18 protein-coding genes, 1 pseudogene and 1 riboswitch are annotated in these 25,823 nt (G+C 72.8%); of the genes and pseudogenes, 11 read left to right on the forward strand and 8 right to left on the reverse strand.

The window, feature by feature from the left end:
- The 4 genes and pseudogenes from ABZ842_RS37510 to ABZ842_RS37525 all read left to right on the forward strand — a co-directional run.
- Positions 1–78, forward strand: a pseudogene (locus ABZ842_RS37510) (KR domain-containing protein); the annotation flags it as partial.
- Positions 79–162: 84 nt separating this feature from the next.
- Positions 163–1,506 carry a thioesterase domain-containing protein gene (locus ABZ842_RS37515; RefSeq protein ID WP_361547936.1) on the forward strand — a complete coding sequence of 448 codons (1,344 nt, stop codon included), beginning with the start codon at positions 163–165 and terminating at the stop codon, positions 1,504–1,506.
- Positions 1,507–2,328: 822 nt separating this feature from the next.
- Positions 2,329–5,145: an AAA family ATPase gene (locus tag ABZ842_RS37520; protein ID WP_361547892.1), complete on the forward strand. Its 2,817-nt coding sequence runs from the start codon at positions 2,329–2,331 to the stop codon at positions 5,143–5,145.
- A 264-nt stretch (positions 5,146–5,409) separates the two neighbouring features.
- Complete coding sequence (locus ABZ842_RS37525; protein ID WP_361547895.1) at positions 5,410–6,360, forward strand: aminoglycoside phosphotransferase family protein; 951 nt, start codon at positions 5,410–5,412, stop codon at positions 6,358–6,360.
- A 54-nt stretch (positions 6,361–6,414) separates the two neighbouring features.
- Here the strand turns inward: ABZ842_RS37525 and ABZ842_RS37530 are convergent, their stop codons facing one another.
- Together ABZ842_RS37530 and ABZ842_RS37535 are read right to left on the reverse strand one after the other, a co-directional pair.
- Positions 6,415–7,056, reverse strand: a complete 642-nt coding sequence (locus tag ABZ842_RS37530; protein WP_361547898.1) for a DUF1326 domain-containing protein — start codon at positions 7,054–7,056, stop codon at positions 6,415–6,417.
- Positions 7,057–7,213: 157 nt separating this feature from the next.
- On the reverse strand, positions 7,214–7,852 hold the full coding sequence (locus ABZ842_RS37535) for an endonuclease (RefSeq protein ID WP_361547901.1): 639 nt from the start codon (positions 7,850–7,852) through the stop codon (positions 7,214–7,216).
- Between the two features lie 223 nt (positions 7,853–8,075).
- Here ABZ842_RS37535 and cbiE point away from each other — a divergent pair, with 223 nt between their 5' ends.
- From cbiE to ABZ842_RS37550, 3 genes are read left to right on the forward strand one after another with little or no spacing between them, the layout of a single operon-like run.
- The gene (gene cbiE / locus ABZ842_RS37540) at positions 8,076–9,305 is read left to right on the forward strand and encodes a precorrin-6y C5,15-methyltransferase (decarboxylating) subunit CbiE (protein WP_361547938.1); all 1,230 of its coding nucleotides are present in this window, start codon (positions 8,076–8,078) and stop codon (positions 9,303–9,305) included.
- Complete coding sequence (cobM, locus tag ABZ842_RS37545; RefSeq protein ID WP_361547903.1) at positions 9,302–10,051, forward strand: precorrin-4 C(11)-methyltransferase; 750 nt, start codon at positions 9,302–9,304, stop codon at positions 10,049–10,051. Before cbiE ends, cobM begins: the two co-directional genes overlap by 4 nt.
- Positions 10,052–10,094: 43 nt before the next feature.
- Positions 10,095–10,835 (forward strand): cobalt-precorrin-6A reductase, encoded by a 741-nt coding sequence (locus ABZ842_RS37550; protein WP_361547906.1) that lies wholly within the window; start codon positions 10,095–10,097, stop codon positions 10,833–10,835.
- A gap of 24 nt (positions 10,836–10,859) precedes the next feature.
- Here ABZ842_RS37550 and ABZ842_RS37555 read toward each other — a convergent pair whose 3' ends face one another.
- From ABZ842_RS37555 to cobG, 3 genes are read right to left on the reverse strand one after another with little or no spacing between them, the layout of a single operon-like run.
- Positions 10,860–12,365, reverse strand: a complete 1,506-nt coding sequence (locus ABZ842_RS37555) for a precorrin-2 C(20)-methyltransferase (protein WP_361547909.1) — start codon at positions 12,363–12,365, stop codon at positions 10,860–10,862.
- 20 nt (positions 12,366–12,385) lie between these two features.
- Positions 12,386–13,057, reverse strand: a complete 672-nt coding sequence (locus tag ABZ842_RS37560; RefSeq protein WP_361547912.1) for a precorrin-8X methylmutase — start codon at positions 13,055–13,057, stop codon at positions 12,386–12,388.
- Positions 13,054–14,358 carry a precorrin-3B synthase gene (gene cobG, locus ABZ842_RS37565; protein WP_361547941.1) on the reverse strand — a complete coding sequence of 435 codons (1,305 nt, stop codon included), beginning with the start codon at positions 14,356–14,358 and terminating at the stop codon, positions 13,054–13,056. The genes ABZ842_RS37560 and cobG overlap by 4 nt, the downstream gene beginning before the upstream one ends.
- Positions 14,359–14,426: 68 nt before the next feature.
- Positions 14,427–14,546, forward strand: a riboswitch (cobalamin riboswitch).
- 41 nt (positions 14,547–14,587) lie between these two features.
- Here cobG and cobN point away from each other — a divergent pair.
- Positions 14,588–18,181: a cobaltochelatase subunit CobN gene (cobN, locus tag ABZ842_RS37570; RefSeq protein WP_361547915.1), complete on the forward strand. Its 3,594-nt coding sequence runs from the start codon at positions 14,588–14,590 to the stop codon at positions 18,179–18,181.
- A 223-nt stretch (positions 18,182–18,404) separates the two neighbouring features.
- Positions 18,405–19,322: an SAM-dependent methyltransferase gene (locus tag ABZ842_RS37575; protein WP_361547918.1), complete on the forward strand. Its 918-nt coding sequence runs from the start codon at positions 18,405–18,407 to the stop codon at positions 19,320–19,322.
- 85 nt (positions 19,323–19,407) lie between these two features.
- Here the strand turns inward: ABZ842_RS37575 and ABZ842_RS37580 are convergent, their stop codons facing one another.
- Positions 19,408–20,142 (reverse strand): TetR/AcrR family transcriptional regulator, encoded by a 735-nt coding sequence (locus ABZ842_RS37580; RefSeq protein WP_361547921.1) that lies wholly within the window; start codon positions 20,140–20,142, stop codon positions 19,408–19,410.
- A 282-nt stretch (positions 20,143–20,424) separates the two neighbouring features.
- Here ABZ842_RS37580 and ABZ842_RS37585 point away from each other — a divergent pair, with 282 nt between their 5' ends.
- Positions 20,425–22,668 (forward strand): MMPL family transporter, encoded by a 2,244-nt coding sequence (locus ABZ842_RS37585; protein ID WP_361547924.1) that lies wholly within the window; start codon positions 20,425–20,427, stop codon positions 22,666–22,668.
- 60 nt (positions 22,669–22,728) lie between these two features.
- On the opposite strand, the gene ABZ842_RS37590 is transcribed toward ABZ842_RS37585, so the two are convergent.
- The gene (locus tag ABZ842_RS37590; protein ID WP_361547927.1) at positions 22,729–23,697 is read right to left on the reverse strand and encodes an alpha/beta hydrolase; all 969 of its coding nucleotides are present in this window, start codon (positions 23,695–23,697) and stop codon (positions 22,729–22,731) included.
- A 308-nt stretch (positions 23,698–24,005) separates the two neighbouring features.
- Positions 24,006–25,190, reverse strand: coding sequence for a GDSL-type esterase/lipase family protein (locus ABZ842_RS37595; RefSeq protein WP_361547930.1), 1,185 nt, complete (start codon positions 25,188–25,190; stop codon positions 24,006–24,008).
- Positions 25,191–25,366: 176 nt separating this feature from the next.
- Between ABZ842_RS37595 and ABZ842_RS37600 the strand changes: the two genes are divergently transcribed.
- Positions 25,367–25,774: a RidA family protein gene (locus tag ABZ842_RS37600; protein ID WP_361547933.1), complete on the forward strand. Its 408-nt coding sequence runs from the start codon at positions 25,367–25,369 to the stop codon at positions 25,772–25,774.
- Positions 25,775–25,823: the final 49 nt, after the last annotated feature.

Consider the following 25,823-nt stretch of genomic DNA (forward strand, 5'->3'; position numbering starts at 1 on the left):
GCGGCGGCGAATGCTGCGTTGGATGCGTTGGCGTCCTATCGGCAGGGTCTTGGGCTTCCGGGTGTTTCGTTGGCGTGGGGTTATTGGGGCGAGGCCAGTGGCATGACCGGCCACCTCGCTGACAGTGATCGGCGGCGGATGGCGCGTGGCGGGATCATTCCCATGACCAACGAGCACGCGCTCGACCTGTTCGACGCTGCTCTGCGTTCCGACGAACCCCTCCTCATGCCGGCCGCCATCGACCTCACCGGCCACACCAACACCCAAAACGTCCCGCCCCTCCTCCACAACCTCATCCGCCCCACCCGACGCCGAGGGGAACGGTCCGCGGCTGCCGGTGGACCGGAAGCGCTGGCGGACCGTCTGGCGCGGGTGCCCGAGTCCGACCGGGGCCGCCTGCTGCTGGACCTCGTCACCTCCCAGGTGGCGACGGTTCTCGGGCACGCTTCGGGCAGTTCGATCGAGCCCGACGCCACCTTCCCGGAGATGGGCTTCGACTCGCTGACCGCGGTCGAACTGCGCAACCGGCTCACCGCCGCCACCGGCCTGCGCCTGCCCGCGACCCTCATCTTCGACCACCCCACCCCCACAGCCCTCGCCCAGCACTTCAGGACCTGCTTCGACGTGCACGAAGGGTCCTCCGAACGGGCGGCATCGACGGCCCGCACGCGGGAGGCGACCGGGCTCAGCGAGCTGTTCGTGGCCGCCTGCCGGCAGCACAGGCTCAAGGAGGTGACCCTGGCCACCCAACAACTGGCGGCCTTCCGCACCCAGTTCACCGAGGACGACCGGTCCGGCGCGGCGGTGGAGACCGTCCGGCTCGGCACCGGGGACGAAGGGCCCGAGGTCCTGTGCTTCCCCTCGTTCGCGTGGAAGCCCAACCCGCAGCAGTACCTCAGGCTGGCCCGGGGCTTCAACGGGCACCACTCCCTCTCGGTCCTCTCGCTGCCCGGATTCGAGGAGGGCGAGCCGCTGCCGGCATCGGCGTCGGCCCTGGCGCACGCCCTGGTGGACCGGTTGCCCGAGCACGCCGACCCGGGCTCGTACGTGCTCCTCGGGTACTCGTCGGGCGGCTTCGTCGCCAGCCTCGTCGCCGACCTGCTCGCGGAGCGCGGAACCCCGCCCGCAGCCCTGGTGCTGATCGACACGTACCACTGGAACTCCACGCACGGCATGGCCTCCGAGAGCTGGGCCGCCGCGCTCCCCGAGCTGCTGGTGGCCCACAACGAGGACTCGAACGTGCTGGACGTCGACGGCGACGCCTGGGTCACCGCCCGTGCTCGCTACTTCGACCTCGACTACCGGCCCACGACGCCCGGAGTGCCCACCCTGCTGGTCCGCGCGACCGAACCGCTGATCGCGTCGCCCGGCAGCGACTGGCAGGCCCGGTGGACGGGGGAGTACGCCACGGCGGACGCCCCCGGCGACCACTTCTCGCTGATGGAGGGCGAGAACGTCGACGAGGTGGGCCGCACGATTCGAGAATGGCTCGCGTCCACGTTGTGACTTCTCCGTTGTTGTGGGATGTGTCCTCACCATTCCATGGCGCATTTCCAGCCAGCCGGTCGGCCAGTCAGCCTGTGCGTCAGGCCGGCTGGCCGACCGGCGGCTCGGCACGTCCGCCTCCCCCGTCGAGAGCCCGGCGGGAGAGGCGGACGATCGTGCGTCGGGGTGGGGTTCTTGGGCGGTGACCTGGACTGGCGTACCCACACGGGGCGCGTGAACCCCCGCGCGACACCTTCCGACACCGACGGCGGACCGCGGCCCGCGTCCCCCGCGCAGCCTTGGTCATCTCCATGGCCGAGTCTTGGCGCATGTGGTGATGTTCACGCCGGCAAAGTTTGTAGTACCTTTGCCGAGAGTCGATGTTGGCATACTTGACATGCATTCGGGGGCCCGTGGTGCAATGTCCCGTTCCGGTATTTGCTGCATCAATTGCTGCATTTACTGCGCCTTGTCCCGGGCGACGCCCGGGGAGACCGCGCGGCAGTGAGCCGTGCGGATACATTCGCGCGCACGCTTGACCGGCTCCGTGCCGGACTCGCCCGGTGGGTGAGTCGGCCTGCCACGGGGGCTTCCGCTCGTCGCGGCGTCGAGGTTCGAGCGTGTGCCGGCCGCGGGCCGTCATGGCGTACTCCCTCGCGTTCTCCCGTCTAGACCCACGCTGGCAGGGGACTCAGCAGGGGTGCGCCGTCGTGCCGGCGTGTCGATCACCGTGCTCGTGACCGGCCGGAGTCAGTTCGCTCGAAGGCGATTTTCTTCCGCCCGAGTGGACAGCGCCACCGAAACTCATATTCGCGATGGTGACTAGGGGGATTTTTGTTTTCTGTGCTTCGCCGGAGAGAGCTCGACACCCTGAAGGACCTGTATGACACCGCCAGGAACGAGTGCGGCAGAATCGCGCTGGTGCGCGGGCCCACGGCGAGTGGAAAGACGTCGTTGGTCTCCGCCCTGGGGGAATACGTGCGCTCCGAAGACGGGCGCGTCGCCATTGCGACGGGCTCCCAGGCCGAGCAGCACATGGATTTCGGAGCGGTTGAGCAGTTGCTCGCCGAGGTCTCTTTACCGCGGGGAATCGTGGACCAGGCGCTGGCGGCCGAAGGGACGTGCGCAGAGCGCGATCGGTCGTCGGACCCGGGCTGTTCGTTCTCCCGTGCCCTGTACGACGCCATGTCGAAGATCTCCATCGACGGCGGGGCGACCGTCTGCGTCGACGACGCCCACCTCGTCGACGGCCCGTCGCTGGAGTGCCTCACCTATCTGGCCCGCCGACTGCGCGAGTTCCCCATCCTCCTCGTGCTCACCATCTCGGACGACGTCGTCCACCAGATGTCCGAACTCGTCGGCGAGATGGAGCGCCTCGCGCACTACCAGGGCATCAGCCTGGAACTGCTGACCCGGCACGAAGTGCTCCGGTCGCTGTCGACCATGCTGGACCGGCCCGTGACGGCGCAGGCCGCCGCGGACGCCTACGCCATCAGCGGCGGCAACGTCCTGATGCTCGCCGGGCTCGCCGACGACCTGGTGACCGACGAGAGCGGCCCCGTGGACAGCGCCGTCCCGACCGGTCCCGACGTGCTGCAAAGGGCCCTCCAGTCCGGGCGGGCGACGTGCGAGGCCATCTTGTCCATCGCCCGCCGGGCCGACCCGGTGGGGGTCGACGTCATGCAGGCCCTGGCCGTCATCGGTACGGAGCGGGTCGACGTGCTGCCCGCCGTGAGCGGCATCGCCGCGGACCGCGTCACCCGGGTCACCCGCTCGCTGCGGATGGCCGGACTGCTCGGCCGCGACAACTTCCAACACCCTCTGGTGCGGCAGGCCATCGTCGACAGCACCTTCCCCGACAAGGAGCAGGAGATACACCTCCGGGCGGCGGAGGTCCTGCACGCGACCGCCGCCGACGAGCGACTGGTGGCCGATCACCTGCTGGCCGCCGGGCGCAGCCCGCAGCCCTGGGGGGAGTACGTCCTCTACCCCGCGGCGGAGGCCGCCCTCAGCGCCGGCGACACCGCCACGGCGCTGCGCTGCCTCACCCTCGTCTCGCAGAGCGGCGACCTGGACAACCCGGCCGGCTTCCTGCGGATCGCCACCCGGATGGAGTGGTGGAAGACCGAATCCGACGCCGAGGGCTGCCTCAACCTGCTGCTGGCCCTGTTGCGCAGCGACCGGTTCCCCCTGCACTTCCTCCTGCGCGTGGCCCGCCAGCTCCTGGCACACGGCCGGGTGCGCGACGTGCTGGACATGCTGGCCAGGCTGTCCCACCGGACGGTGCGCCACGATCAGGAAGCCGCCGAGGTAAGGAACTTCGTGCAGTGGCTGCGCGTCTCCTACCCCTCCCTCGTGGCCAGCCTCCCGGCGGCGGCGACCGCCGGCGCGGACGCCGAGTACCTGGCGGACCCGGCGGAGAACCCGGCCGACGGGGACGTGTGGAACCGCTCCTGCTGTGCCCTGCGGGCGGCCCTGTCGGCCGACACGGACGACAAGTTCGTCACCTGGGCCGCGGAGATACTGCGGGGCAGTCGCACCGGCGAGGCGGAGCTCGACCCCATCGAGAAGGCGCTGACCTCCCTGGTGTACCGCGACCGGCTGGACCTCGCGGCCCCGTGGTGCCAGTCGCTGTTGGACGAGGCGAAGGAGAACGGCAGCCAGGAGTGGTACGCGATCCTCGCCGGCATACGGTCGGAGATCGCGCAGCGCCGGGGGGACTTCCACACCGCGGTCGCCAACTCGGCCGAAGCCCTGGCCGACATCCCGCTGGGCGTGTGGGGCGTGCGGCTCGGCCTCCCGCTGGCCAGCAGGATCAACGGCCTGATCGCCATCGGCGACTCCGAACGGGCCGGCCAGGTGCTGAAGCTGGACTATCCGCAGGCCATGTTGCAGACCCGGTACGGGCTGCACTACCTCCAGGCGCGCGGCCACTACCACCTGGCCGTCGGCAACGGCGAGTTGGCGCTGCGGGACTTCCTGGCCTGCGGAGAGCTGATGACCCGCTGGGACATGGACAGCTCCACCTTCCTCCCCTGGCGGTACAACGTCGCCGAGACGTTGGTGTCGCTCGGCGACTACGCCGGAGCCCGGGAGGCGATCGAAGCCCAACTGGACCGCGTGAAGGGCCACTCGACCAGGATCTACGCCTCGTCGCTCCGGCTGTGGGCGGCCACGGTCAGCTTCGAACGCCGCCAAGAACCCCTGGAGAAGTCGGCGTACCTGCTAGAGAACTACGAGAACAAGTTCGAGTACGCGCGTTCCCTGGCGGCTCTCGGCAAGCACTACTACAGCTCGATGGAGACGAGGCAGGCGGAGCAGGTGTTGAGCAAGGCGCGGCAACTCGCCCGGGAATCGGGGGCGCAGCGGCTCGTCGACGCCGTCGACGCCTTCGCACTCGGCGCCGGACTGGCGGTGCAGCCCTCGGAGCAGCTGGGCCGGTTCGTCCCCGAGGAGCTGAGCGACGCGGAGCGGCGGGTGGCCGACCTGGTCGTCGAGGGCTGCACCAACCGGCAGATCTCCGAGCGGCTGTTCATCACCCAGAGCACGGTGAGCCAGCACCTGACCCGGATCTATCGGAAGATGAAGGTCACCCACCGGGGCGACCTGGTGCGTCGGCTGCGCGCCGCGCTGCCCCGGCACGTGAGCGGTACGAGATGAGTGCCGCGGCGGCGGCCGGTCGGCCCGGCGGACACGGTCGACCGGCGGAACGGGCGGCCTGCGGCACTTCGCCCTGCGCTCGCCGGCGCAGAGCCGTGCCGCCCCGCTGTGCGGCGAGCCGCCATCACTTCTGGGTTGTCATGGGCAGGTCACCACCCCTGTTCGCGCACCGTCCGGTGCGGATGTCGAGCATTCGCACCGGACGCGCGGGAGGGGGCGGGTATCTCGGCTGCGACGTGGTGCGCGTCGTGGAAGGATCGGGCGGTGACTGATTTCCTGACACCACAGCAGCTCGCCGACCGCACCGCCGCCGCCCTGGGGGCGGCCGTCTCGGCGGGGCGCGACCTCGGGCTCTCGGTGGCGGACGCGCGGGTGCTGCACGACGTGTTCTCCGTCGTCGTGCACCTCGCGCCCGCCCCCGTCGTCGTCCGGATCCCGGTCGTCCTGCCCTCCTACGCCGACCCCGACTTCCAGGCCCGTCGCCAGCGCACGGAGCTGGCAGTGACCCGTTGGCTGCACGACAACGGCTGTCCCGTGATCCCTCCCAGCCCCCTCGTGCCGCAGGAGCCCGTGGTGCGCGACGGGTTCTCGATGACGTTCTGGCAGTACGTCGAGGAGGACCGCGGCCGGGAGCCGGACTACGTGGCCAACGCCGAGAGCACCGCCGACCTGCACGCCGCGCTGCGTGCGTACCCGGGCGAGCTGGAGTTCCTGGCCGCGGCCGAACCGCGGTTCGTCACCGACGGCCTGGCCGCGCTCGACGGGCTGCCCGGACTCGTGTCGGCGGCCGATCTGGACCGGGCCCGCCGGGAGTGGGAGGTGCTGGAGCCCCTGGTGTCATCGCGCGCCGCGTTCGAGGAGGCGTTCCCGGGGGTCGACCTCCAGCCGATCCACGGGGACTCCCCGCCCGCGAACATCTTCCCCGGGGTGAACGGCGACCTCTACGCGGACTTCGAACTGGTCACCCTGGGGCCCGTCGAGTGGGACCTGGCCGCCCTCGGGCCCGAGCACCACGGGGCCTACGACCGGGGCGCGCGCCGCCACGGCGCGAGGCCGCTGAACGAGGACGCGCTGAACTTCGTGAACGCGGTCGGGATGCTGCGGGCCGTCTCCTGTTTCGCGCTGGCCCCGCAACTCCCCGTGCTCCCCGAATACTTGCAGCCGGCAGTGGAGCACTGGCGGACGTTGCCGTTCGCCGGCGGCGTGACGCGCTGACGTGAACCGCCCTCCGGCAGGCCGGCGCACGGCCGGAGGGCGGCAGTCACCGCGCTACGCCTCCGGGCGCCAGTCGAACGGGAAGTGCTTGCTGGACCCGCCGCGGTACTCGGCCGAGAAGTCGAAGCCCTCGGCGCGGTCCGCGCTCACCACGCCCCACGTCGCCACCTGGCCGGGGCCGACCTCCGCACCCGGAGCGTTGATCAGCTGCACCCGACGGTTCGGGTCTGCGGTCGGGCCGGTCAGCGCCGTGGCCCCCACGCTCACCTTGTCGCCGACCGAGGCGCGCCAGTACGCGAGGTCCTCGGCCGCGTCGAAGCGGATCGGCGCGTACTGCACGTCGCGCACTTCGGTGATCAGCGAGCCGAACTTGCCCGGCCACCCCCCGACGTTGCCGCGGAAGATCTCCTCCAGGGCGTCGCGCTGCTCCTGCGTGCCCTTCGCGTCGATGTAGAACATCGCCGTCATCGTGGCGTCGGGGTCGTCCACCCACATGTTCCCGGCGAACTCGCCGAGCGCCACGATGCCCAGGCCGTCCAGGCGCACGTCCCCGAAGTGGCCCTCGTGGATCTGCCACACGAGCGTGAAGCGGCAGGCGCCGTCCGTCGGGGCCTGCGCGAAGGTGCACGGACAGGGCATCGAGCAGCTGCACACGTCGAACCACTCGCCCTTGAGGTGCCAGTTGGTCTCGCTCATCACTCTTCCCCTCTCGACGAATACCCCGGTGGGGTATGTCTCTTGACGGGAGATTAGCTCTTCGCTGTCGGCGAGGTCAAATACCCGTGGGGGGTATATGTGTCAGGGATTGCGGGGAGGATCCGAGGTTCTGAACACCCGGCCGGCCGCGCGGTACTCAGGCAGCCGCACGCAGGTCGTCCGCCGCCCGGGAGAGCTCGACCCGGACCAGCGCAGCCGCCAGCTTCGGCAGGTCGTCCGCGGCGACGAGCCGCGCCAGGCCCTCGGGGGTGGACGGCAGCCCCAGCTCAGCAGCGGCGTGCCGCGCCCGGGCGTCGAACGCCGGGCGCAGCTCGGGCCACACGCCCTGCGCCTCCCGGCAGAAGATGTCCGCCCCCACCGGGCCGATCCGCGGGACCTCCTGCAACAGCTCGCGCAGCCGCCCCGGGTCCCCGTCGCCGGCCTCGCGCAGCCGCCGCAGGTCGCCGCCGTACCGGTCGACGACCAGCCCGGCCCCGGCGCCCAGCGCGGTCGCCGTGCCCTCGTCGTAACGCCGGTAGTGCGCGCGCCCCAACGCGTCCACCCGGCTCTGCCAGGACGCCTGCGCCATCGCCCGCGGCGTGCGCATCCCGGCCGCGAACAGCTCGCGCGCCGCCGCCACCGCGATGTCGGCCTTGATGCGGACCGAGAACAGCACGCACAGGGTCAACAACTGGTACAGCGGCGCCGGGGTGTTCCGCAGCCGGATGCCCGCCTCCGCCGCGTGCGTACGCCCGTACTCCAGCATCAGCCGCCGCACCGTCGAGCGCTGCGACATGGCGACCTCCCAAGGCGCTGCCCCCACCCACCATCGTCGCGCCGACCACCCGCGCCGACCACCCGGCGCCGGGCGCGCCCCGGTGGGCCGGAAGTGCCCCACCCGACCACGGACCCGCAGGCCACCGCCCCGTAGAGTGCATCTCCGTTGCCCCGACACCACCGCTCCCCGAACCCCGAGGTACCCAACCGTGAGCGTCGAACGCCACACCGCGCCCGCCGCCGTGACCGTCGTAGGGATCGGCGCCGACGGGTGGGAGGGGCTGCCCGAAGGCTCGCGCACCGCGCTCCTCGACGCCCAGGTCCTGATCGGCGGCCCCCGCCAGCTCGACCTGCTGCCGCCGAAGTGCCCGGGGGAGCGGATCGCCTGGCCGTCGCCGCTGCGGCCCGCGGTCCCCGGGCTCATCGCCGCCCACACCGGGCGCCGCATCGCCGTCCTGGCCAGCGGCGACCCGATGTTCTACGGCATCGGCCGCACCCTCACCGAGATCCTCGGGCCCGACGCCGTGCACGTCCTGCCGCACCCCTCCGCCGTCTCCCACGCCTGCGCCCGCCTCGGCTGGCCCCTGGAGGACGTGGACGTCGTCACCCTCGTCGGCCGACCCGCCGCCCGCCTCGCTGCCGCTCTGCACCACGGCCGGCGCGTGCTCGTCCTCAGCGCCGGCGCCACCACCCCCGACGAGGTCGCCGCCCTGCTGCGGGACCGCGGCTTCGGACCCAGCCCGATGCGCGTGCTCGAACAGCTCGGCGGGCCGCAGGAGCGGGTGGGCGATCCGGCCCCCGCCGACCACTGGTCGCAGCCGCCCGGCGACCCCCTCAACGTCGTCGCCGTCGAGTGCCGCCGCGCCCCCGACGCGCTGCGCATCGGCGCCGCACCCGGACTGCCGGACGCGGCGTACGAACACGACGGGCAGCTCACCAAGCGCCACGTACGGGCCGCCGCGCTCGCCGCGCTCGCACCCGCACCCGGCGAAACGCTCTGGGACGTCGGCGGCGGATCCGGCTCGATCGCCGTGGAGTGGATGCGGACCCACCCGACGTGCCGCGCCGTCAGCGTGGAACGCGACCCCGTCCGGGCCGGACGCATCACCCGCAACGCCGAGCGGCTGGGGGTGCCGGGGCTGCGCGTCGTCACCGGCGCCGCCCCCGCCGCCCTGGCCGAACTGCCCACTCCGCACGCGGTGTTCATCGGCGGCGGACTCACCGCACCCGGCCTCCTCGACGCCTGCTGGCAGGCGCTGCCCGTCGGCGGTCGGCTCGTCGCCAACACCGTGACGCTGGAGTCGGAGGCGGTCCTCGCCGACGCCCACCGCCGGCACGGCGGCGAGTTGGTGCGCCTCGCGGTCGCGCACGCCGTACCCGTCGGCGGCTTCACCGGCTGGCGCCAGGCGATGCCCGTGACCCAGTGGGCCGTAGTCAAGACCGTGACCCCATCCCCAGGAGCAGACAGATGACCGTGTACTTCATCGGCGCAGGTCCCGGCGCCGCCGACCTGATCACGGTGCGCGGCGCCCGTACGCTCGCCTCCTGCCGGGTCTGCCTGTACGCGGGCAGCCTGGTGCCGCAGGAACTGCTCGCCGAGTGCCCGCCGGACGCCCGGCTCGTGGACACCTCGCAGCTCGACCTGGACGCGATCACGGCCGAGCTGGTGCGCGCCCACGAGCAGGGGCACGACGTGGCCCGGCTGCATTCGGGGGACCCGTCCGTCTTCGGCGCCGTCGCCGAGCAGATGCGACGTCTCGACGCCGCCGGGGTGCCGTACGAGGTCGTCCCCGGCGTCCCCGCCTTCGCCGCCGCTGCCGCCGCCCTCAAGCGGGAGCTGACCGTGCCGACCGTCGGCCAGACCGTGATCCTCACCCGCATCGCCCAACAGGCCACAGCCATGCCCGAGGGCGAGGACCTGGCGACCCTCGGCCGCAGCCGGGCGCTCATCGTGGTGCACCTGGCCGCCCGGTACGTGGACCGCGTCGTCGACGAACTGCTGCCGCACTACGGCGCCGACTGCCCCGCCGCCGTCGTCGCGTACGCCTCCCGCCCGAACGAACTGGTCATCCGCGGCACGCTCGACGAGATCGCCCGGAAGGTCAAGGACGCGGGGGTGGTGCGCACCGCCGTGATCATGGTCGGGCGGACCCTGGGGGCGGAGCACTTCCGCGACAGCCACCTGTACTCGCCCGAGCGCGAACGGCACACGTGCTGACCCGGCGGGGCGGCAGCCGTACGCCACGGGGGACGGGACGGCCGTGCACGTACTGATCCTCGGCGGCACCACGGAGGCCCGCGGCCTCGCCGAACTCCTCGCCGCCGACGAACGGCCCGACCTACGGGTGACCACGTCCCTGGCCGGCCGGGTGGCCTCGCCGCGGCTGCCGCCCGGACAGGTGCGGGTCGGAGGCTTCGGCGGCGTCGACGGGCTGACCGCATGGCTGGTGGAGCACCGGGTGGCCGCGGTCGTCGACGCCACGCACCCCTTCGCCCGCACGATCAGCTTCAACGCGGCCCGGGCCGCGGCCGACGCACGGGTCCCCCTGCTCGCGCTGCGCCGCCCCGGCTGGCAGCCGACCGAGGGCGACCGATGGCACGAGGCCGACTCCCTGGAAGAGGCCGCCGGCGTGCTGCCCGGGCTCGGCCGACGCATCTTCCTCACCACCGGACGCACGGGGCTCGCGGCCTTCGCCGACCTCGTCGACCCGTGGTTCCTCGTACGGTCCGTGGACCCGCCGCAGGCCCCGCACCCGCCCCGGATGGAAGTCCTGCTCGACCGCGGGCCGTTCGCCATCGACGGGGAGCGCGCACTGTTGCGCCGCCACCGGATCGACGTCGTCGTCACCAAGGACAGCGGGGGAGCGGCCACCGCGCCGAAGCTGGTGGCCGCCCGGGAAGCGGGGCTGCCCGTCGTCGTGGTGCGCAGGCCCCCGACGCCCGAAGGAGTGCCCGCCGTCGCCACACCGGACGAGGCCGCAGCCTGGGTCCGCAGTCACTGACGCCCGGTGGGCGCCAGTGACCCCTCACGCCTCCGGATAGCGCCGCGGCGTCCAGACGACCTCCTCGCCGTCCCCGCCGTCCCCGCGCCGCACGGCCCGCGTCTGCGACGAGCCCACCAGCAGCACCGTGCGCATGTCGACCTCCGCCGGGTCCAGTTCGCCCAGCCGTACGACGCGCACCCGCTCGCCGCTGCCGCCGACGTCCCGTGCGACCACCACCGGAGTGTCCGGCGCCCGGTGCTCCAGCAGCAGGTCACGAGCCTTGCCGACCTGCCAGGTGCGGCTTCGCGAACCGGGGTTGTACAGGGCCAGCACCAGATCCGCCGAGGCCGCGGCGCGCAGCCGCTCGGCGATCACCTCCCACGGCTTGAGCCGGTCCGACAGGGAGATCGTCGCGAAGTCGTGGCCCAGTGGGGCGCCCGCGCGGGCGGCGGCGGCATGGGCCGCGGTCACCCCCGGCAGCACGCGCACCGGGACGTGCGCGTACGCCTCCTCGCAAGCCGCCTCCAAAACGGCCGTGGCCATCGCGAAGATCCCCGGGTCGCCCCCGGAGACCACCGCGACCCGCCGTCCGCGCAGCGCGAGTTGGAGCGCGAACTCGGCGCGCTCGGCCTCCACCCGGTTGTCGGAGCCGTGGCGCCGCTGACCGGGGCGGGTCGGCACCCGGTCCAGATAGGTGGTGTAACCGACGAGGTCGTCCGCGGCGGCCAGCGCGCCCCGCGTCTCGGGGGTCAGCCACAGCGGCCCTGCGGGCCCGGTGCCCACCACGACGACCTCGCCGCACGCGCCTTCCCCGGCCGTCGGACGCTCGACGTCGACGCGGCTCGGCAGCACGGCGACGGAGAAGTACGGCACCGACTCCGGGTCCACGTCGGCGAGGGCCGCCAAACGCTCCCCCTCCATCGTCGCCCGCTCCACGTACCGGGCGTCCGCCAGCCGGCCCGCGCCTTCCAACGCACGGCGCACCGAGGGGAAGGTGCGCCCGAGCTTCATCACCACCGCCGAGTCCGTCGAAGCGAGCCGCGCCGTCAGCTCCTCCTCGGGCAGCGTGCCCGGCAGGATCGTCAGCACCTCCTCGCCCTCCGCGAGCGGGGTGCCGAGCCGGGCCGCCGCGGCGGACACCGACGTGACGCCCGGGATCACCTCGGTCTCGTACCGGTCGGCCAGCCGCTTGTGCATGTGCATGTACGACCCGTAGAAGAGTGGATCGCCCTCCGCGAGGACCGCGACGGTGCGACCGGCGTCGAGGTGCACCGCGAGCCGGGCCGCGGCCTCGGCGTAGAACTCCTCCATCGCGCCCCGGTAGCCGCCGGGATGGTCCGTGGTCTCCGTCGTGAGCGGGTAGACCAACGGCTCCTCGACGTGGTCGGCGCGCAGGTGCTTCGCCGCGATCGAGCGGGCGATGGACCGCCCGTGCCGGGCGCTGTGGTACGCGACCACGTCCGCCTCCGCGATCGCCTCGACCGCGCGCAGGGTCATCAACGAAGGGTCGCCGGGGCCCAGGCCGACGCCGTACAGCTTGCCGTTCACGCTTGTGTGCCCGCTCTCGTTCACTCTTCTTCGCTCGCGATCGCGTTGAGCGCGGCGGCGGCGATGGCGCTGCCGCCCCGACGGCCCCGCACCACCAGGTGCTCCAGCCCCGACGGGTGCGCGGCGAGGGCGTCCTTGGACTCGACGGCGCCGACGAAGCCGACGGGGACGCCGATGACCGCGGCCGGCCGCGGCGCGCCCTCCTCGATCATCTCCAGCAGCCTGAACAGCGCGGTGGGCGCGTTGCCGACGGCGACCACGGCGCCCTCCAGCCGGTCCCGCCACAGCTCCATCGCGGCGGCGCTGCGCGTGGTGCCGAACCGGGCCGCCAACTCGGGCACGGCCGGGTCGGACAGGGTGCACACCACGTCGTTGTCGGCGGGCAGCCGCTTGCGGGTCACACCGCTCGCCACCATCTGGACGTCGCAGAGGATCGGCGCCCCGGCGCGCAGGGCCTCGCGGGCGCGGGCCACCACTGCGGGCGTGTACGCGACGTCGCGCACCAGATCGACCATTCCGCAGGCGTGGATCATCCGCACCGCGACCTGGCTGACGTCGGCGGGCAGGCCCGCGAGGTCCGCCTCCGCGCGGATGGTGGCGAAGGACTGCCGGTAGATCGCGGCGCCGTCCTTCTCGTAGTCGTAGGTGGTCACGGTGTTCTTCTCGCTGCTCTCGGTCGTGGTGCGGCTCATGGGGCGATCGCCGCCAGGGCGGTGGCGAAGTGGGAAGGGTCGTCCAGTGCGGTGGTACGGGGGTCGCGGCCCTGCACCGCGGCGGTCAGCCGGTATCCGCCGTCCGGCGCGGCGACCGCGTCGATCAGATCGCCGCGCGGGCGCCCGCAGCGCCGCTCGCACCCGGACCAGTACACGGGCAGGGGTGCGCGGCCGACGGCGACCAGGGCGCGCGTGGCGTCCGCCCGTACGTCAGTACGGGACTTCGCGCACCCGGGCCGACCGACGCAGGCGCCGACGCGGAGCCAGGGGGAGGCGGGGTCGACGACGAGGCCGGCGGCCTCCAGCCGGTCCAGCGCCGTGGCCGCCTGCGGGCCGTCGAGGTCCGGCACCGGTACCACGACGCCCCGCCACGGGGTCAGCCGCAGCTCGCCGCTCGACGGGGACGCGGCGACACCGATCAACTCCCCCCACTGCGCGGCGGAGAGACGACCCAGCGGAACGTGTACGGACAGGGCCGTGCCGACGGCTCCCGGCGGGGGACCGGCGGTGTCCACCGGCTCGCGCTGCGCCGTCTTCTCGAAGTCGACTGCGCCGTCCGTCAGTCGACGGCCCACCGCGCTCGCCAACTCTTCGGCTGCCACGGCGAGTTCGTCCACCCGCCAGACCGGCGTCCCGCTCGCCGCTACGGTCGTGAGGAAAGCCTCCGCGGCCAGGACGGCCGACCGCGGCGCGTCGTCCGCGGACACCCGCAGCACCGCCCCGGTCGACCCGAGGCACAGGGCGGCCCCGCCGTCGGCCCTCGCCCGTACGGTCACGTCGGCGCCCAGCCCGGCCACGTCCCCGCGCCCGTCGTCCAGGGCGAACAGGAACCGCCCCGACAACTTGCGGGTCGCACTGCTCGCGCACAGGAACCGGTCCAGGGCCGTCAACCACGGCCGCACGTCGTGCAGACCGCGCCCGTCCAGGCCCGACAGCGGCGACGCGACGACGTTGCGCACGCGTTCGTGCCCGGGGGCGGGCAACAGCCCGGCAGCACCCAGCACCTCGGCCAACTCGGCGCCGCAGCCCTCCCGCAACCCCCGCAGCTGAACGTTCCCGCGTGACGTGAGGTGGAGGTCACCGTCCCCCAGTCGCCGGGCCGCTGCTGCCAGCGTCCGCGCCTGCGCGACGGTCACCACGCCCCCGGGGAGGCGGACCCGGGCCAGCGCGCCGTCGTCCGCGGCGTGCAGCCGCAAGGTCCCCGGGCAGGCGTCGCCACGTTCCCGCGCAGCCGTCGTGGCCTGGGGCGATGAAGGTGAGGGAGCCATGGCGGCGAGCATACCGATCGTCACACCGGTGGTACGTCCCGCCCTCGTCGCCCGGCCCTTACTATGTCTCGGGCGGACCAGCCGGTCCGCCATCGCCACGACGGCGACAGGGGAGGAAGCCCGGTGTGAATCCGGCGCGGTCCCGCCACTGTGAACCCGACCCGCAAGGGCCGGGTGAGCCAGGAACTCCCGCCGTCTGACACGCCCGGGGCGCGGACACCCCGAGGAAGGCCGACGCCGCATGATCCTGCTCCTGTCGACATCCGACACCGACCTGCTCAGCGCCCGTGCGTCCGCGGGCCCGGTGCCCTACCGCTTCGCCAATCCGGCCCGTCTCCCGCTGGACGACCTGCCCGCCCTCCTCGACGGGGTCGACCTCGTCGTCGTACGACTCCTCGGCGGCCTGCGCGCCTGGCAGGAGGGGCTCGACCTGCTGATGGCCGACGGGACGCGCCCCGTCGTCGTCCTCTCCGGCGAACAGGCCCCCGACGCCCAACTGATGGCCGCCTCCACCGTCCCCGTCGGGATCGCCGCCGAAGCCCACGCCTACCTCGCCCACGGCGGGCCGACCAACCTGGAACACCTCGCCCGTTTCCTGTCCGACACGGTCCTGCTCACCGGCCACGGCTTCGATGCTCCCGCACCGGCCCCCACCTGGGGCCCCCTGGAGCGGACCGCGCCGCCCGCCGGCGACGGCCCGAACGTCGCCGTGCTCTACTACCGCGCCCACCACATGAGCGGGAACACCGCCTTCGTCCACGCGCTGTGCGACGCCGTCGAAGCCGCCGGCGGACGGCCCCGGCCCCTGTACGTCGCCTCGCTGCGGGCCCCCGAGCCCGAGCTGATCGAAGAGCTGCGCGCCGTCGACGTCATCGTCACCACCGTCCTCGCCGCCGGCGGCACCAAGCCCGCCGACGCGTCCGCCGGCGGCGACGACGAGTCCTGGGACGCCGGCGCGCTGACCGCGCTGGACGTGCCGATCCTCCAGGCCCTGTGCCTCACCGGATCGCGCGCCGCCTGGGAGGAGAACGACGAGGGCGTCTCCCCGCTGGACGCGGCCAGCCAGATCGCCGTGCCCGAGTTCGACGGCCGACTGATCACCGTGCCGTTCTCCTTCAAGGAGATCGACGCCGACGGCCTGCCCGCGTACGTCGCCGACCCCGAGCGCGCCGCCCGCGTCGCCGGCATCGCCGTCCGCCACGCACGCCTCAGGCACATCCCGGCGGCCGACAAGCGCCTCGCCCTCGTACTGTCCGCCTACCCGACCAAGCACTCCCGCATCGGCAACGCCGTCGGCCTCGACACCCCCGCCAGCGCCGTCGCCCTGCTGCGCCGACTGCGCACCGAGGGCTACGACTTCGGCGACACGGACGTCCCCGGCCTCGCCTCGGGCGACGGCGACGAGCTGATCCGCGCGCTGATCGACGCGGGCGGACACGACCAGGACTGGCTCACCGACGAACAGCTCGCCCGCAACCCGGTCCGCATCCCCGCGGCGGACTACCGGCGCTGGTTCGCCACCTTGCCCAAGGAGCTGCGCTCGGCCGTCGAGGAGCACTGGGGCCCGGCCCCGGGCGAGATGTTCGTCGACCGCAGCGCCAACCCGGAGGGCGACATCGTCCTCGCGGCCCTGCGCTTCGGCAACCTGCTCGTGCTGATCCAGCCGCCGCGCGGCTTCGGAGAGAACCCGATCGCGATCTACCACGACCCCGACCTGCCACCCTCCCACCACTACCTGGCCGCCTACCGCTGGATCGCCGCCCCGCAGTCCGACGGCGGCTTCGGCGCCGACGCCATGGTCCACCTGGGCAAGCACGGCAACCTGGAGTGGCTGCCCGGCAAGAACGCGGGCCTGTCCGCCGCCTGCGGCCCGGACGCCGCACTCGGCGACCTGCCGCTGGTCTACCCGTTCCTCGTGAACGACCCCGGCGAGGGCACCCAGGCCAAGCGGCGCGTGCACGCCACCCTCGTCGACCACCTCGTCCCGCCGATGGCCCGCGCCGACTCCTACGGCGACATCGCCCGCCTGGAACAGCTCCTCGACGAGTACGCCCAGATCTCCTCGATGGACCCGGCGAAGCTGCCGGCCATCCGCGCCCAGATCTGGACCCTCATCCAGGCCGCCAAGCTGGACCACGACCTGGGCATGGCCGACCGCCCCGACGACGACGGCTTCGACGACTTCCTCCTCCACGTCGACGGCTGGCTGTGCGAGGTCAAGGACGCCCAGATCCGCGACGGCCTGCACGTCCTCGGCACCGCGCCCGCCGGGCCCGACCGCGTCAACCTGGTCCTCGCTATCCTGCGCGCCCGCCAGATCTGGGGCGGCGCCACCGCCCTGCCCGGCCTGCGCGAAGCCCTCGGCCTCGACGAGTCCGCCGCCACCCGTACGACCGCGGACGAAGCGGAGCAGCGGGCCCGCGACCTCGTCCAGGCGATGGAGGACGCCGGCTGGGACCCGGCCGCGGTCCCCACCGAGCACGGCGAACAGGTCGCCGCCGTCCTGGAGTTCGGCGCCCGCGAAGTCGTCCCCCGGCTCGCGGCGACCACGGACGAACTCGACCACGCCGTGCACGCCCTGGCCGGCGGCTTCGTCCCCGCCGGCCCCTCGGGCTCGCCCCTGCGCGGACTGGTCAACGTGCTGCCGACCGGCCGCAACTTCTACTCCGTCGACCCCAAGGCCGTGCCCTCCCGCCTCGCGTGGGAGACCGGACAGGCCCTCGCCGACTCCCTCGTGGAGCGCTACCGCACGGACAACGGCGAATGGCCCACCTCCGTCGGGCTCTCGCTGTGGGGCACCAGCGCGATGCGGACCGCCGGCGACGACGTCGCCGAAGCCCTCGCCCTGCTCGGCGTCCGCCCCGTCTGGGACGACGCGTCCCGCCGGGTGACCGGTCTGGAGGCCATCTCGCAGGAGGAGCTGGGCCGGCCCCGGATCGACGTCACGCTGCGCATCTCCGGCTTCTTCCGCGACGCCTTCCCGCACACCATCGGCCTGCTCGACGACGCCGTGCGGCTGGCCGCGTCCCTCGACGAGCCGGACGAGGTCAACCACGTCCGCGCCCACGTCCGGGCCGACCTGGCGGAGCACGGCGACGAACGCCGCGCCACCACCCGGATCTTCGGCTCCCGCCCCGGCACGTACGGCGCCGGCCTCCTCCAGCTCATCGACTCCCGCGACTGGCGCACCGACGCCGACCTCGCCGAGGTCTACACGGTGTGGGGCGGCTACGCCTACGGCCGGGAGTTGGACGGCCGTCCCGCGCGCGACGAGATGGAGACCGCGTACCGACGCATCGCGGTGGCGGCGAAGAACACCGACACCCGCGAACACGACATCGCCGACTCCGACGACTACTTCCAGTACCACGGCGGGATGGTCGCCACGGTCCGCGCGCTGCGCGGCACCGCGCCGGAGGCGTACATCGGCGACTCCACCCGCCCGGAGACGGTCCGCACCCGCACGCTCGTCGAGGAGACCTCCCGGGTCTTCCGCGCCCGGGTGGTGAATCCCAAGTGGATCGAGGCGATGCGCCGCCACGGCTACAAGGGTGCCTTCGAACTCGCCGCCACCGTGGACTACCTCTTCGGCTACGACGCCACGACCGGCGTGATCGCCGACTGGATGTACGACAAGCTCACCGAGACGTACGTGCTGGACCCGACGAACCGCGCGTTCCTCGAACAGGCCAACCCGTGGGCGCTGCACGGCATCGCCGAGCGGCTGCTGGAGGCGGAGTCCCGCGGGATGTGGGCGAAGCCCGACCCGGCGGTGCTGGAGGCGCTGCGCCAGGCGTACCTGGAGGCCGAGGGACAACTGGAAGACGGGGAGTAGAGCGGCGTGGAGACCGGGAACGCCGGGCGGGACCTCGGGTCCCGCCCGGCGTTCCCGTCCCTCCGAGCCCCGCCCGAAACCCGACGCCCCGTCAACTACCGCTCGTCCCAAGCGGACTTGATCGCGGACCCGGTGTCTGGAATGCGTCGTCGGATGGTCTAATTCAGGTGCTGATTCTTGAGCGTGCGCCCGTGCACGCCCACGACCACCGAGGACGGTCCCGATGAGCGGTGAAGCCCCTGTTCCCGGCCCTGTCGAGCCGATCCGACGGAGCGACCGGATCGACACCACCAGGGCGCACCCCGCCCGGGTCTATGACGTATTTCTCGGTGGTAAGGACAACTATCCGGCCGACCGGGCGGCAGCGAAGGCGGCCCTCGGGGTCGACCCGCGCGCCTATCTCACCGTCCGTCACAACCGGGACTTCCTGCGCCGCGCGGTCGTGCACGTGGCGGCGGAGCGGGGCATCCGGCAGTTCCTCGACGTCGGCACCGGGCTGCCGACCCAGGAGAACGTGCACCAGATCGCGCAGCGCATCGCCCCCGAGTCCCGGGTGGTGTACGTGGACAACGACCCGGTCGTCCTCGCGCACGCCCGCGCCCTGCTCGCCACCGGCCCCGAGGGGCGGACCGACTACATCGAGCAGGACCTGCGCGCGCCCGCCGCCATCCTCGCCGAAGCGGCGCGGACGCTCGACTTCGACCGGCCGGTGGCGCTGGTGCTCGCAGCCGTACTGCACCTGGTCGAGGGCGAGCAGGCGCACGCCGTCACCGCCGAACTGGTCGACGCCCTGCCGTCCGGCAGCGCCGTCGTCCTCAGCCACCTCACGGACGACCTCAATCCGGAGCGGATGGCGAACGTGACCGAGGAGTTCAAGCAACGGGGATTCGCCATCGTGCGGCGCACCTGTGAGGAGATCGGCCGGTTCGTCAGCACCAACGGGCTGGAGCTGGTCGAACCCGGGATCGTCCCCGTCCACCACTGGCGGCCGGACCACGCGGCCGACAGCGCGATGGTCCAGGCGCCCGAACCGGACTACCTGGACGGCCTCGAAGACATCGACAAGATCAAGTATCTGGACATCCGGGACGTCACGGACGCCGACATCGGCATCTACGGACTCGTGGCCCACAAGCCCTGACCGACCGACGCCCCTCGCGGCGACCCCGCTCCGCCCCCTCGTCCGTCGACACCGACGGACGGCGGGGCGGTGTTCGTTCCGGACCTCAGCGCGCAGTTGCGAGCCTGCGGTGGACGTCCTCCACCAGATGGGCCATGGACACCTGGAAGACCTCCCCTTGGTGGCCGCCCAGGAACGAGGTGTGCCCGAACACCTCCAGCACGACCAGGCCGTGCATGCGCCCCCAGGCGTTCAACAGCAGGTGCACCCCGGACGGTGGGAGCGCACCGAGGCCGTCCGGCGACAGCTGCCCCAGATGCGCGCGCATCTCCGGTGAGGCCGTGGGCATGTCGGCGGCTGCCAACTGCTCCATCGAGTAGCCGGCGAACAGCTCCCGTTGGAAGATCCCGCTCATCCGCTGCACGGCCTGGGTGGTGGGGCCGCCGGGCGGCGCCGCGTAACCGCGCAGCGGTGAACCGAAGATGAGCTGGAACCGCTCGGGATGGTCGATGGCCCACCGGCGGTATCCCTCGGCCGCGTGCACCAACCGCGGCACGGACGGGTCCTCGTGCGCGCGGTCGACGGCGAACTGCACCGCGTCGGCCAGGTCCTCGAACGCCCGGGTGACCAACGCGGTGATGAGGTCGTCCCGGCTCGCGAAGTAGTGGTACAGCGCCTGCACGGTCATGCCGAGATCGCGGGCGACCGCGCGCAGGGACAGGGCGTGCGGCCCGTGTTCGACGATGTGGCGCTCGGCGGCGCCGAGGATCTCCTGGGTGGCGACGGCCCGGCGCCGCTCGCGCAGCGTGGGCACGGTCGTGGTGGCGTCGGCGGGGGACATGCCACGACCGTACGACGGTCCGCCCCGTGCTGTCAGCGGAAGCCCGACATCCGTGAAGAAAATCTAACACTGCCAAATCCTCCACCGTCTCACTACGGTCGTCGCAGTGACGAGGAGCGCGGACGCGCGATCCCCTCCCGTCCCAAGTGCGCTTCCGTCCACCCCTGTTGGGTGCAGTCCGGCCCGTACGCGGCCCGCCCTTCGCGGTCGCCGCCCGGCCCGGGACAAGGGGCGCCACTTCCTCACCGTCCTCACCCCGGACAGCACAAAAGGAGATCGTGCGTGTTTGAACGCATAGCCGAACTGACGATCCGTCGGTCCAAGCCGGTGCTCGTCGTCGCAGCCCTGCTGGTGGTGCTGATGGGCGCCGTGGGAGCCGGCGCGTTCGGCAAACTGGCAGGAGGCGGCTTCGACGACCCGGCCGCCGAGTCCACCCGGGCCGGGCAGGTGATCGACGAGAAGTTCGGCGGGGAGACGAACCTGGTCCTGCTGGCCCGCGCCGCGGAAGGCCGCGTCGACGACCCCGCAGCGCAGCGCAGCGGCCGGGACCTGGTGGCCGCCCTCAAGGAGGAACCGGGCCTGAGCAACGTCGTCTCGTACTGGGACACCCAGAACCCCGCCCTGCGCTCGGAGGACGGCCGCGAGGCCATGGTCCTCCTCCACGTGAAGGGCGACGAGAAGGAACAACAGGAGGCGGTGGACAAGCTCGTCGACACCCACGCCGGCGCGCGCGAGGACGGGCTCACCGTCCGGGCCGGCGGCGCCGCCGCCGTCAGCAGCGACCTGTCGACGCAGGTGGGCAAGGACCTCCTGCTGGCCGAGGCGATCGCCGTACCGCTGACGCTCCTGCTGCTCCTGGTCGTCTTCGGCAGCGTCGTCGCCGCCCTGCTGCCGCTGCTCATCGGCGTCGTCGCGGTCGCCGGCACCTTTGCCGTGCTCGCCGTCCTCGGCGGCGTCACGGACGTCTCCACCTTCGCCGTCAACCTGACGACGGCGCTGGGCCTCGGCCTCGGCATCGACTACGCGCTGCTGATGGTCAACCGGTTCCGGGAACAGCTCGGCGCGGGCTTCGACGTGGACGAGGCCGTACGGCACACCGTGCGCACCGCGGGCCGTACGGTCGCCTTCTCCGCCGCGACGGTGGCCGTCGCACTCGCCGCCCTGCTGGTCTTCCCGCAGTACTTCCTGCGGACGTTCGCCTACGCCGGGGTCGCCGTCGTCCTCATCGCCGCCGTCAGCACCCTGTTCGTGATGCCGGCCGTGCTGAACGTGCTGGGGCACCGGGTCAACAACGGACGCGTGCCGCTGCCGAAGCCGGCGTCCGCCGGCACCCGGGCGCCGCTGTGGGGACGGCTGGCACGCACCGTCATGCGCCGGCCCGCACTCACCTCGCTGCCCGTGCTCGCGGTGCTGCTGGTGGCCGCGAGCCCGCTGCTGGGCATCGGCTTCGGCACGCCCGACCAGCGCGTGCTGCCCGAGGACGCCGACAGCCGCCGGGTCGCGACGGCGCTTGAGCGGAACTTCGACGGCAACGACGACGCGGCCGTCCGCATCGCCATCGACGGTCCCGTGAACGGCGCCGACCTGGACGCGTACGCCACGCGGCTGTCCGAGGTGGCGGACGTCGTCCGGGTCGAGGCCGCCACGGGGACCTACGCGATGGGCTCGACCACCTCCACCGACCCGGGCAACGCGGCGCTGGGCCGGCCCGCCGCCCAGCGCATCAACGTGGTGACCGCGCTCGCCCCCAAGTCAGACGAGGCCCAGAACCTGATCGAGCAGGTGCGGGCCGTCACACCGCCCCAGGGCGCCCAACCGCTGGTGGGCGGCACCGCCGCCGAGCAGCTCGACTCCAAGGACTCCATCGCCGACCGGCTCCCGCTGGCCGTCGCGCTGGTCGCCCTCACCACCTTCTTCCTCCTCTTCCTGTTCACCGGCAGCGTCGTGCAGCCACTGCGAGCGCTCGCCCTCAACCTGGTCAGCCTGGGCGCCGCGCTCGGCGTCATGACGTGGATCTTCCAGGACGGACACCTCTCCGGCCTGCTCGGCTTCACCCCGCAGCCCATGGACATGTCGATGACGGTGCTGCTGTTCTGCATCGCCTTCGGCCTCTCCATGGACTACGAGGTCTTCGTCACCAGCCGGATCAAGGAACTCCACGACCAGGGCGCGGCGAACGAGACGGCGGTGGTCGACGGCCTCGGGCACACCGGGCGCATCGTCAGCGCGGCGGCCTGTCTGCTGGCGGTCAGCTTCCTCGCGTTCGGCACCGCCGAGGTGAGCTTCATGCAGATGTTCGGCCTGGGCACCGGGCTGGCCATCCTGATCGACGCCGTCGCCGTGCGCGGCGTGCTGCTGCCGGCCGCGATGCGGCTGCTCGGCCGCTCGGCCTGGTACGCACCCGGCCCGCTGCGCAGGTTCCACACGCGGTTCGGCCTCAGCGAAGGCGGCTCCGCGCCGGCGCCCGCGGTCGTACCCGGTTCGCCGGCGCCGAAGTCCGGCGCGAACAGCACGCCGGGAGCCTGATCCCGCGTGCGAACGGTCGGGCCCGGTGTCGTCCCCCGGGCCCGACCGTCAGGGCCGGGGTCAGACGGTGCCGAGGGCCCGGCGCAGGGCGTCGACCGCCTGGGTGATGGCCGCTTCCGCCGCTTGGGTGCCGCGCAGCGCGTTGAGCATCACGAAGTCGTGGATGATGCCCTGGTAGCGGGTGGCCGTCACGGGGACGCCGGCTTGGCGGAGCTTGTTGGCGTACGCCTCGCCCTCGTCCCGCAGCACGTCGGCCTCGGCGGTGATGATCAGCGCCGGCGGCAGGCCCTTGAGCTGCTCGACGTTGGCGCGGAGCGGGCTCGCGGTGATCTGCGCACGTGTGTCGGGGTCGGTCGTGTACTGGTCCCAGAACCAGTGCATCGCGTCGCGCCGCAGGAAGTAGCCCTCGGCGAACTGGTGGTAGGAGTCGGTGTCGAAGGCCGCGTCGGTGACGGGGTAGAACAGCACCTGCTGGACCAGGGGGACGTCGCCGCGCTCCTTCGCCATCAGGGTGAGGGCGGCGGACATGTTGCCGCCCACGGAGTCCCCGGCCACGGCGATGCGGGTGGCGTCCAGGCCCTTGGACGCGCCGTCGGTGACGATCCAGCGCGCGACGGCGTAGTTCTGCTCGATGGCGACGGGGTAGCGGACCTCGGGCGAGAGGTCGTACTCCGGGAAGACCACCGCCGCGTGGACGCCGACGGCCAACTCGCGCACCAGGCGGTCGTGGGTGCGGGCGTTGCCGAAGACCCAGCCCGCCCCGTGGATGTAGACGATCACCGGGAGGGTGCCGGTGACGCCGGCGGGCTTGACGATCCGGGCCCGCACGGAGCCCGTCGGGCCGCCGTCGACGGTGATCCACTCGTCGTCGACGGCGGGTGCCTCGACGTCGCCGGACTGCACCTCGTCGACCGCCTTGCGGCCCTCGACCGGACCGAGGTCGAAGAGGTACGGCGGGTTCGCGGTCGCCGCCGAGAACTCCGCGGCGGCCGGTTCGAGCACGGGGGGAGTCGGAACGTACGCGGACATGGTCACAGCCCCTTTCAGGCTACGCGGGGGTAGGGAACTCCGATGCGGCCGAAGCCCGCCCACCTTGCCGGTGAACCGGCAGACTTCGCGCCGCCCGGGCCGCGCGAAGACCGCCCTGTCGGTGCCCTACTCCAGCACTGTGCAGGACCCGGGTCGGGCGCGCAGCCGGGACGACGCCGGTGCCCGCCCCGGGGGTTCACCGGTGCATTGATCGCTTCCGCAGGAAGCTTCGCAAATTCTTCGGGGATCCGGCTGTGCTGATCGTGCACTTCACTGGTCCGAAAGTGCACTTTTGAACGACCAGCGAGCTACGGACGCGCACCGGCCCCGGCCGCGAAGGGCCCGTCGGCTCCGAACGCGATGCGGACGAAGTTCTCGGCGATGCGCCGGTGGCCCGCGGCGTCCGGGTGGACCTTGTCCGGCAGCGGCAGTTCGGCGTGGTCGGCCTCGCCGTAGAGCTCGCGTCCGTCGAGGTGGTGCAGGTGCGGGTCGTCGACCGCCCGCTCCGCCACGATCCGGGCGAGCGCCTCGCGGATGACGCGGAGCGTCAGGCGCCCGGCGGCGACGTCGGCCGGGTCGCCCGTCGCCTTGAACTGCGGGACGCCGCCGTCGAAGTCGGGTGCCAGGGGACCGGGGGTGTCCTCGTGGACGGGGCAGAGCACGGAGGACGCGACCAGCAGCGGTGTCGTCGGATGCCCCTCCCGGATGGTGTCGAGGAAGCCGTGGACCGCGGGGACGAAGGCCCGCAGCCGCATCACGTCGGCGTTGACGACGTTGATGCCGATCTTCAGGCTGATCAGATCCGCGGGGGTGTCCCGCATCGCCCGGGCGGTGAACGGGTCGAGCAGCGCACCGCCCCCGAAGCCCAGGTTCACCAACTCGACCCCGCCCCGCGCGGCGGCCAGCGCCGGCCAGATGGTGCTGGGGCTCGCGGCGTTCGAGCCGTGGCTGATCGAGCTGCCGTGGTGCAGCCACACCCGCCGTCCGTGTTCCGGCGCCGCAGCCACCGGAGCGTCGGTGCGCAGGGCGATCAGCTCGACGCCCTCGGTGTGGGGCAGCCAGATCTCGACGGTCTTGTCGCCCGGGGGCAGCTCGGCGAACCGGGCGGTGCCGGGCGGGCCCTCGTGCACCTCGACCGACTGGGTGGCGAAGTCGATCGTGCGGACGGTGCCGCCCGGGACGGTGGCCTGGCTCGTGAGCCGGCCGTCGAGCAGCAGGTCGTAAGTGCCGTCCGGGGGAGTGGGCAGGCCCTTGTACGCCCGCTTGATCGCCAGTGCGTCCAGCGCGACGGCGGTGGCGTCGGTGCGGAAGACGAGCCGTACGCCGGACGGCTGGGACTCGGCCATCGCCAGCTGGTCGTCGGGGATCTGCCGGCGGGCCGCCGGGGGCAGCCGGTGCGGCAGCAGGCCGTGGGCCGTGCGCTCCACGTCGAGCGCACCGCGCAGGAGGTCGGCTGTGACGGGGGTGGTGATCCAGTCGTGCTCCGTGTTCATCACCTCAGCGTAGATCTCCGGCCCAAGCGATTTTTCCGTCCGCGGCGCTGCCCTGAGCTGCGAGGTCACCTCGTGGTTCCCAGGGCACCGAAAGGTTCGTTCTTCCACGTCAGCCACCGCTCTCCTACGGTTTCCCAGTAACCACAAGCGATCACGGGTGCAAGGAGAGTCGCAGCATGCCCATCAGCCTGATCAACCCCGACGGACTGCCGGAGGTCGGCGTCTACAAGCAGGTGTCGGTCGCGACGGGGTCGAAGCTGGTCCACGTCGCGGGTCAGGTCGCCGTGGACGCGGACGGCGACACCGTTGGCGAGGGGGACCTCGCCGCCCAGGTCGAGCAGTGCTACCTCAACGTGGGGACCGCGCTCGCCTCGGTCGGCGGCTCCTTCGCCGACCTGGCGAAGCTCAACGTCCACGTCGTCGGCTGGACGCCCGACCAGATGCCCCTGCTGCTGGAGGGGATCTCCCGCGCGGCCGAGAAGCTGGGGACCACACCGCTGCCGCCCGCCACCCTGCTGGGGGTCGCGGCGCTGGCGAGGCCCGAACTCCTCGTCGAGGTCGAGGCCACCGCGGTCCTCGACTGACCGCACCGTGCGCCGGCGCCCGGCCGAGGGGGGCCCCACACCCCCCGCC

The sequence above is a fragment of the Streptomyces sp. NPDC047315 genome (assembly GCF_040643215.1).
In the GTDB taxonomy this organism is placed as follows: domain Bacteria; phylum Actinomycetota; class Actinomycetes; order Streptomycetales; family Streptomycetaceae; genus Streptomyces.

Bases quoted from the DNA above. Each gene is read 5' to 3' on its own strand.
- ABZ842_RS37515 (WP_361547936.1), top strand. From the start codon at position 163: ATGACCAACGAGCACGCGCTCGACCTGTTCGACGCTGCTCTGCGTTCC.
- ABZ842_RS37530 (WP_361547898.1), bottom strand. From the start codon at position 7,056: ATGAGCGAGACCAACTGGCACCTCAAGGGCGAGTGGTTCGACGTGTGC.
- ABZ842_RS37535 (WP_361547901.1), bottom strand. From the start codon at position 7,852: ATGTCGCAGCGCTCGACGGTGCGGCGGCTGATGCTGGAGTACGGGCGT.
- cobM (WP_361547903.1), top strand. From the start codon at position 9,302: ATGACCGTGTACTTCATCGGCGCAGGTCCCGGCGCCGCCGACCTGATC.
- ABZ842_RS37560 (WP_361547912.1), bottom strand. From the start codon at position 13,057: ATGAGCCGCACCACGACCGAGAGCAGCGAGAAGAACACCGTGACCACC.
- cobG (WP_361547941.1), bottom strand. From the start codon at position 14,358: ATGCTCGCCGCCATGGCTCCCTCACCTTCATCGCCCCAGGCCACGACG.
- cobN (WP_361547915.1), top strand. From the start codon at position 14,588: ATGATCCTGCTCCTGTCGACATCCGACACCGACCTGCTCAGCGCCCGT.
- ABZ842_RS37575 (WP_361547918.1), top strand. From the start codon at position 18,405: ATGAGCGGTGAAGCCCCTGTTCCCGGCCCTGTCGAGCCGATCCGACGG.
- ABZ842_RS37580 (WP_361547921.1), bottom strand. From the start codon at position 20,142: ATGTCCCCCGCCGACGCCACCACGACCGTGCCCACGCTGCGCGAGCGG.
- ABZ842_RS37590 (WP_361547927.1), bottom strand. From the start codon at position 23,697: ATGTCCGCGTACGTTCCGACTCCCCCCGTGCTCGAACCGGCCGCCGCG.
- ABZ842_RS37595 (WP_361547930.1), bottom strand. From the start codon at position 25,190: ATGAACACGGAGCACGACTGGATCACCACCCCCGTCACAGCCGACCTC.
- ABZ842_RS37600 (WP_361547933.1), top strand. From the start codon at position 25,367: ATGCCCATCAGCCTGATCAACCCCGACGGACTGCCGGAGGTCGGCGTC.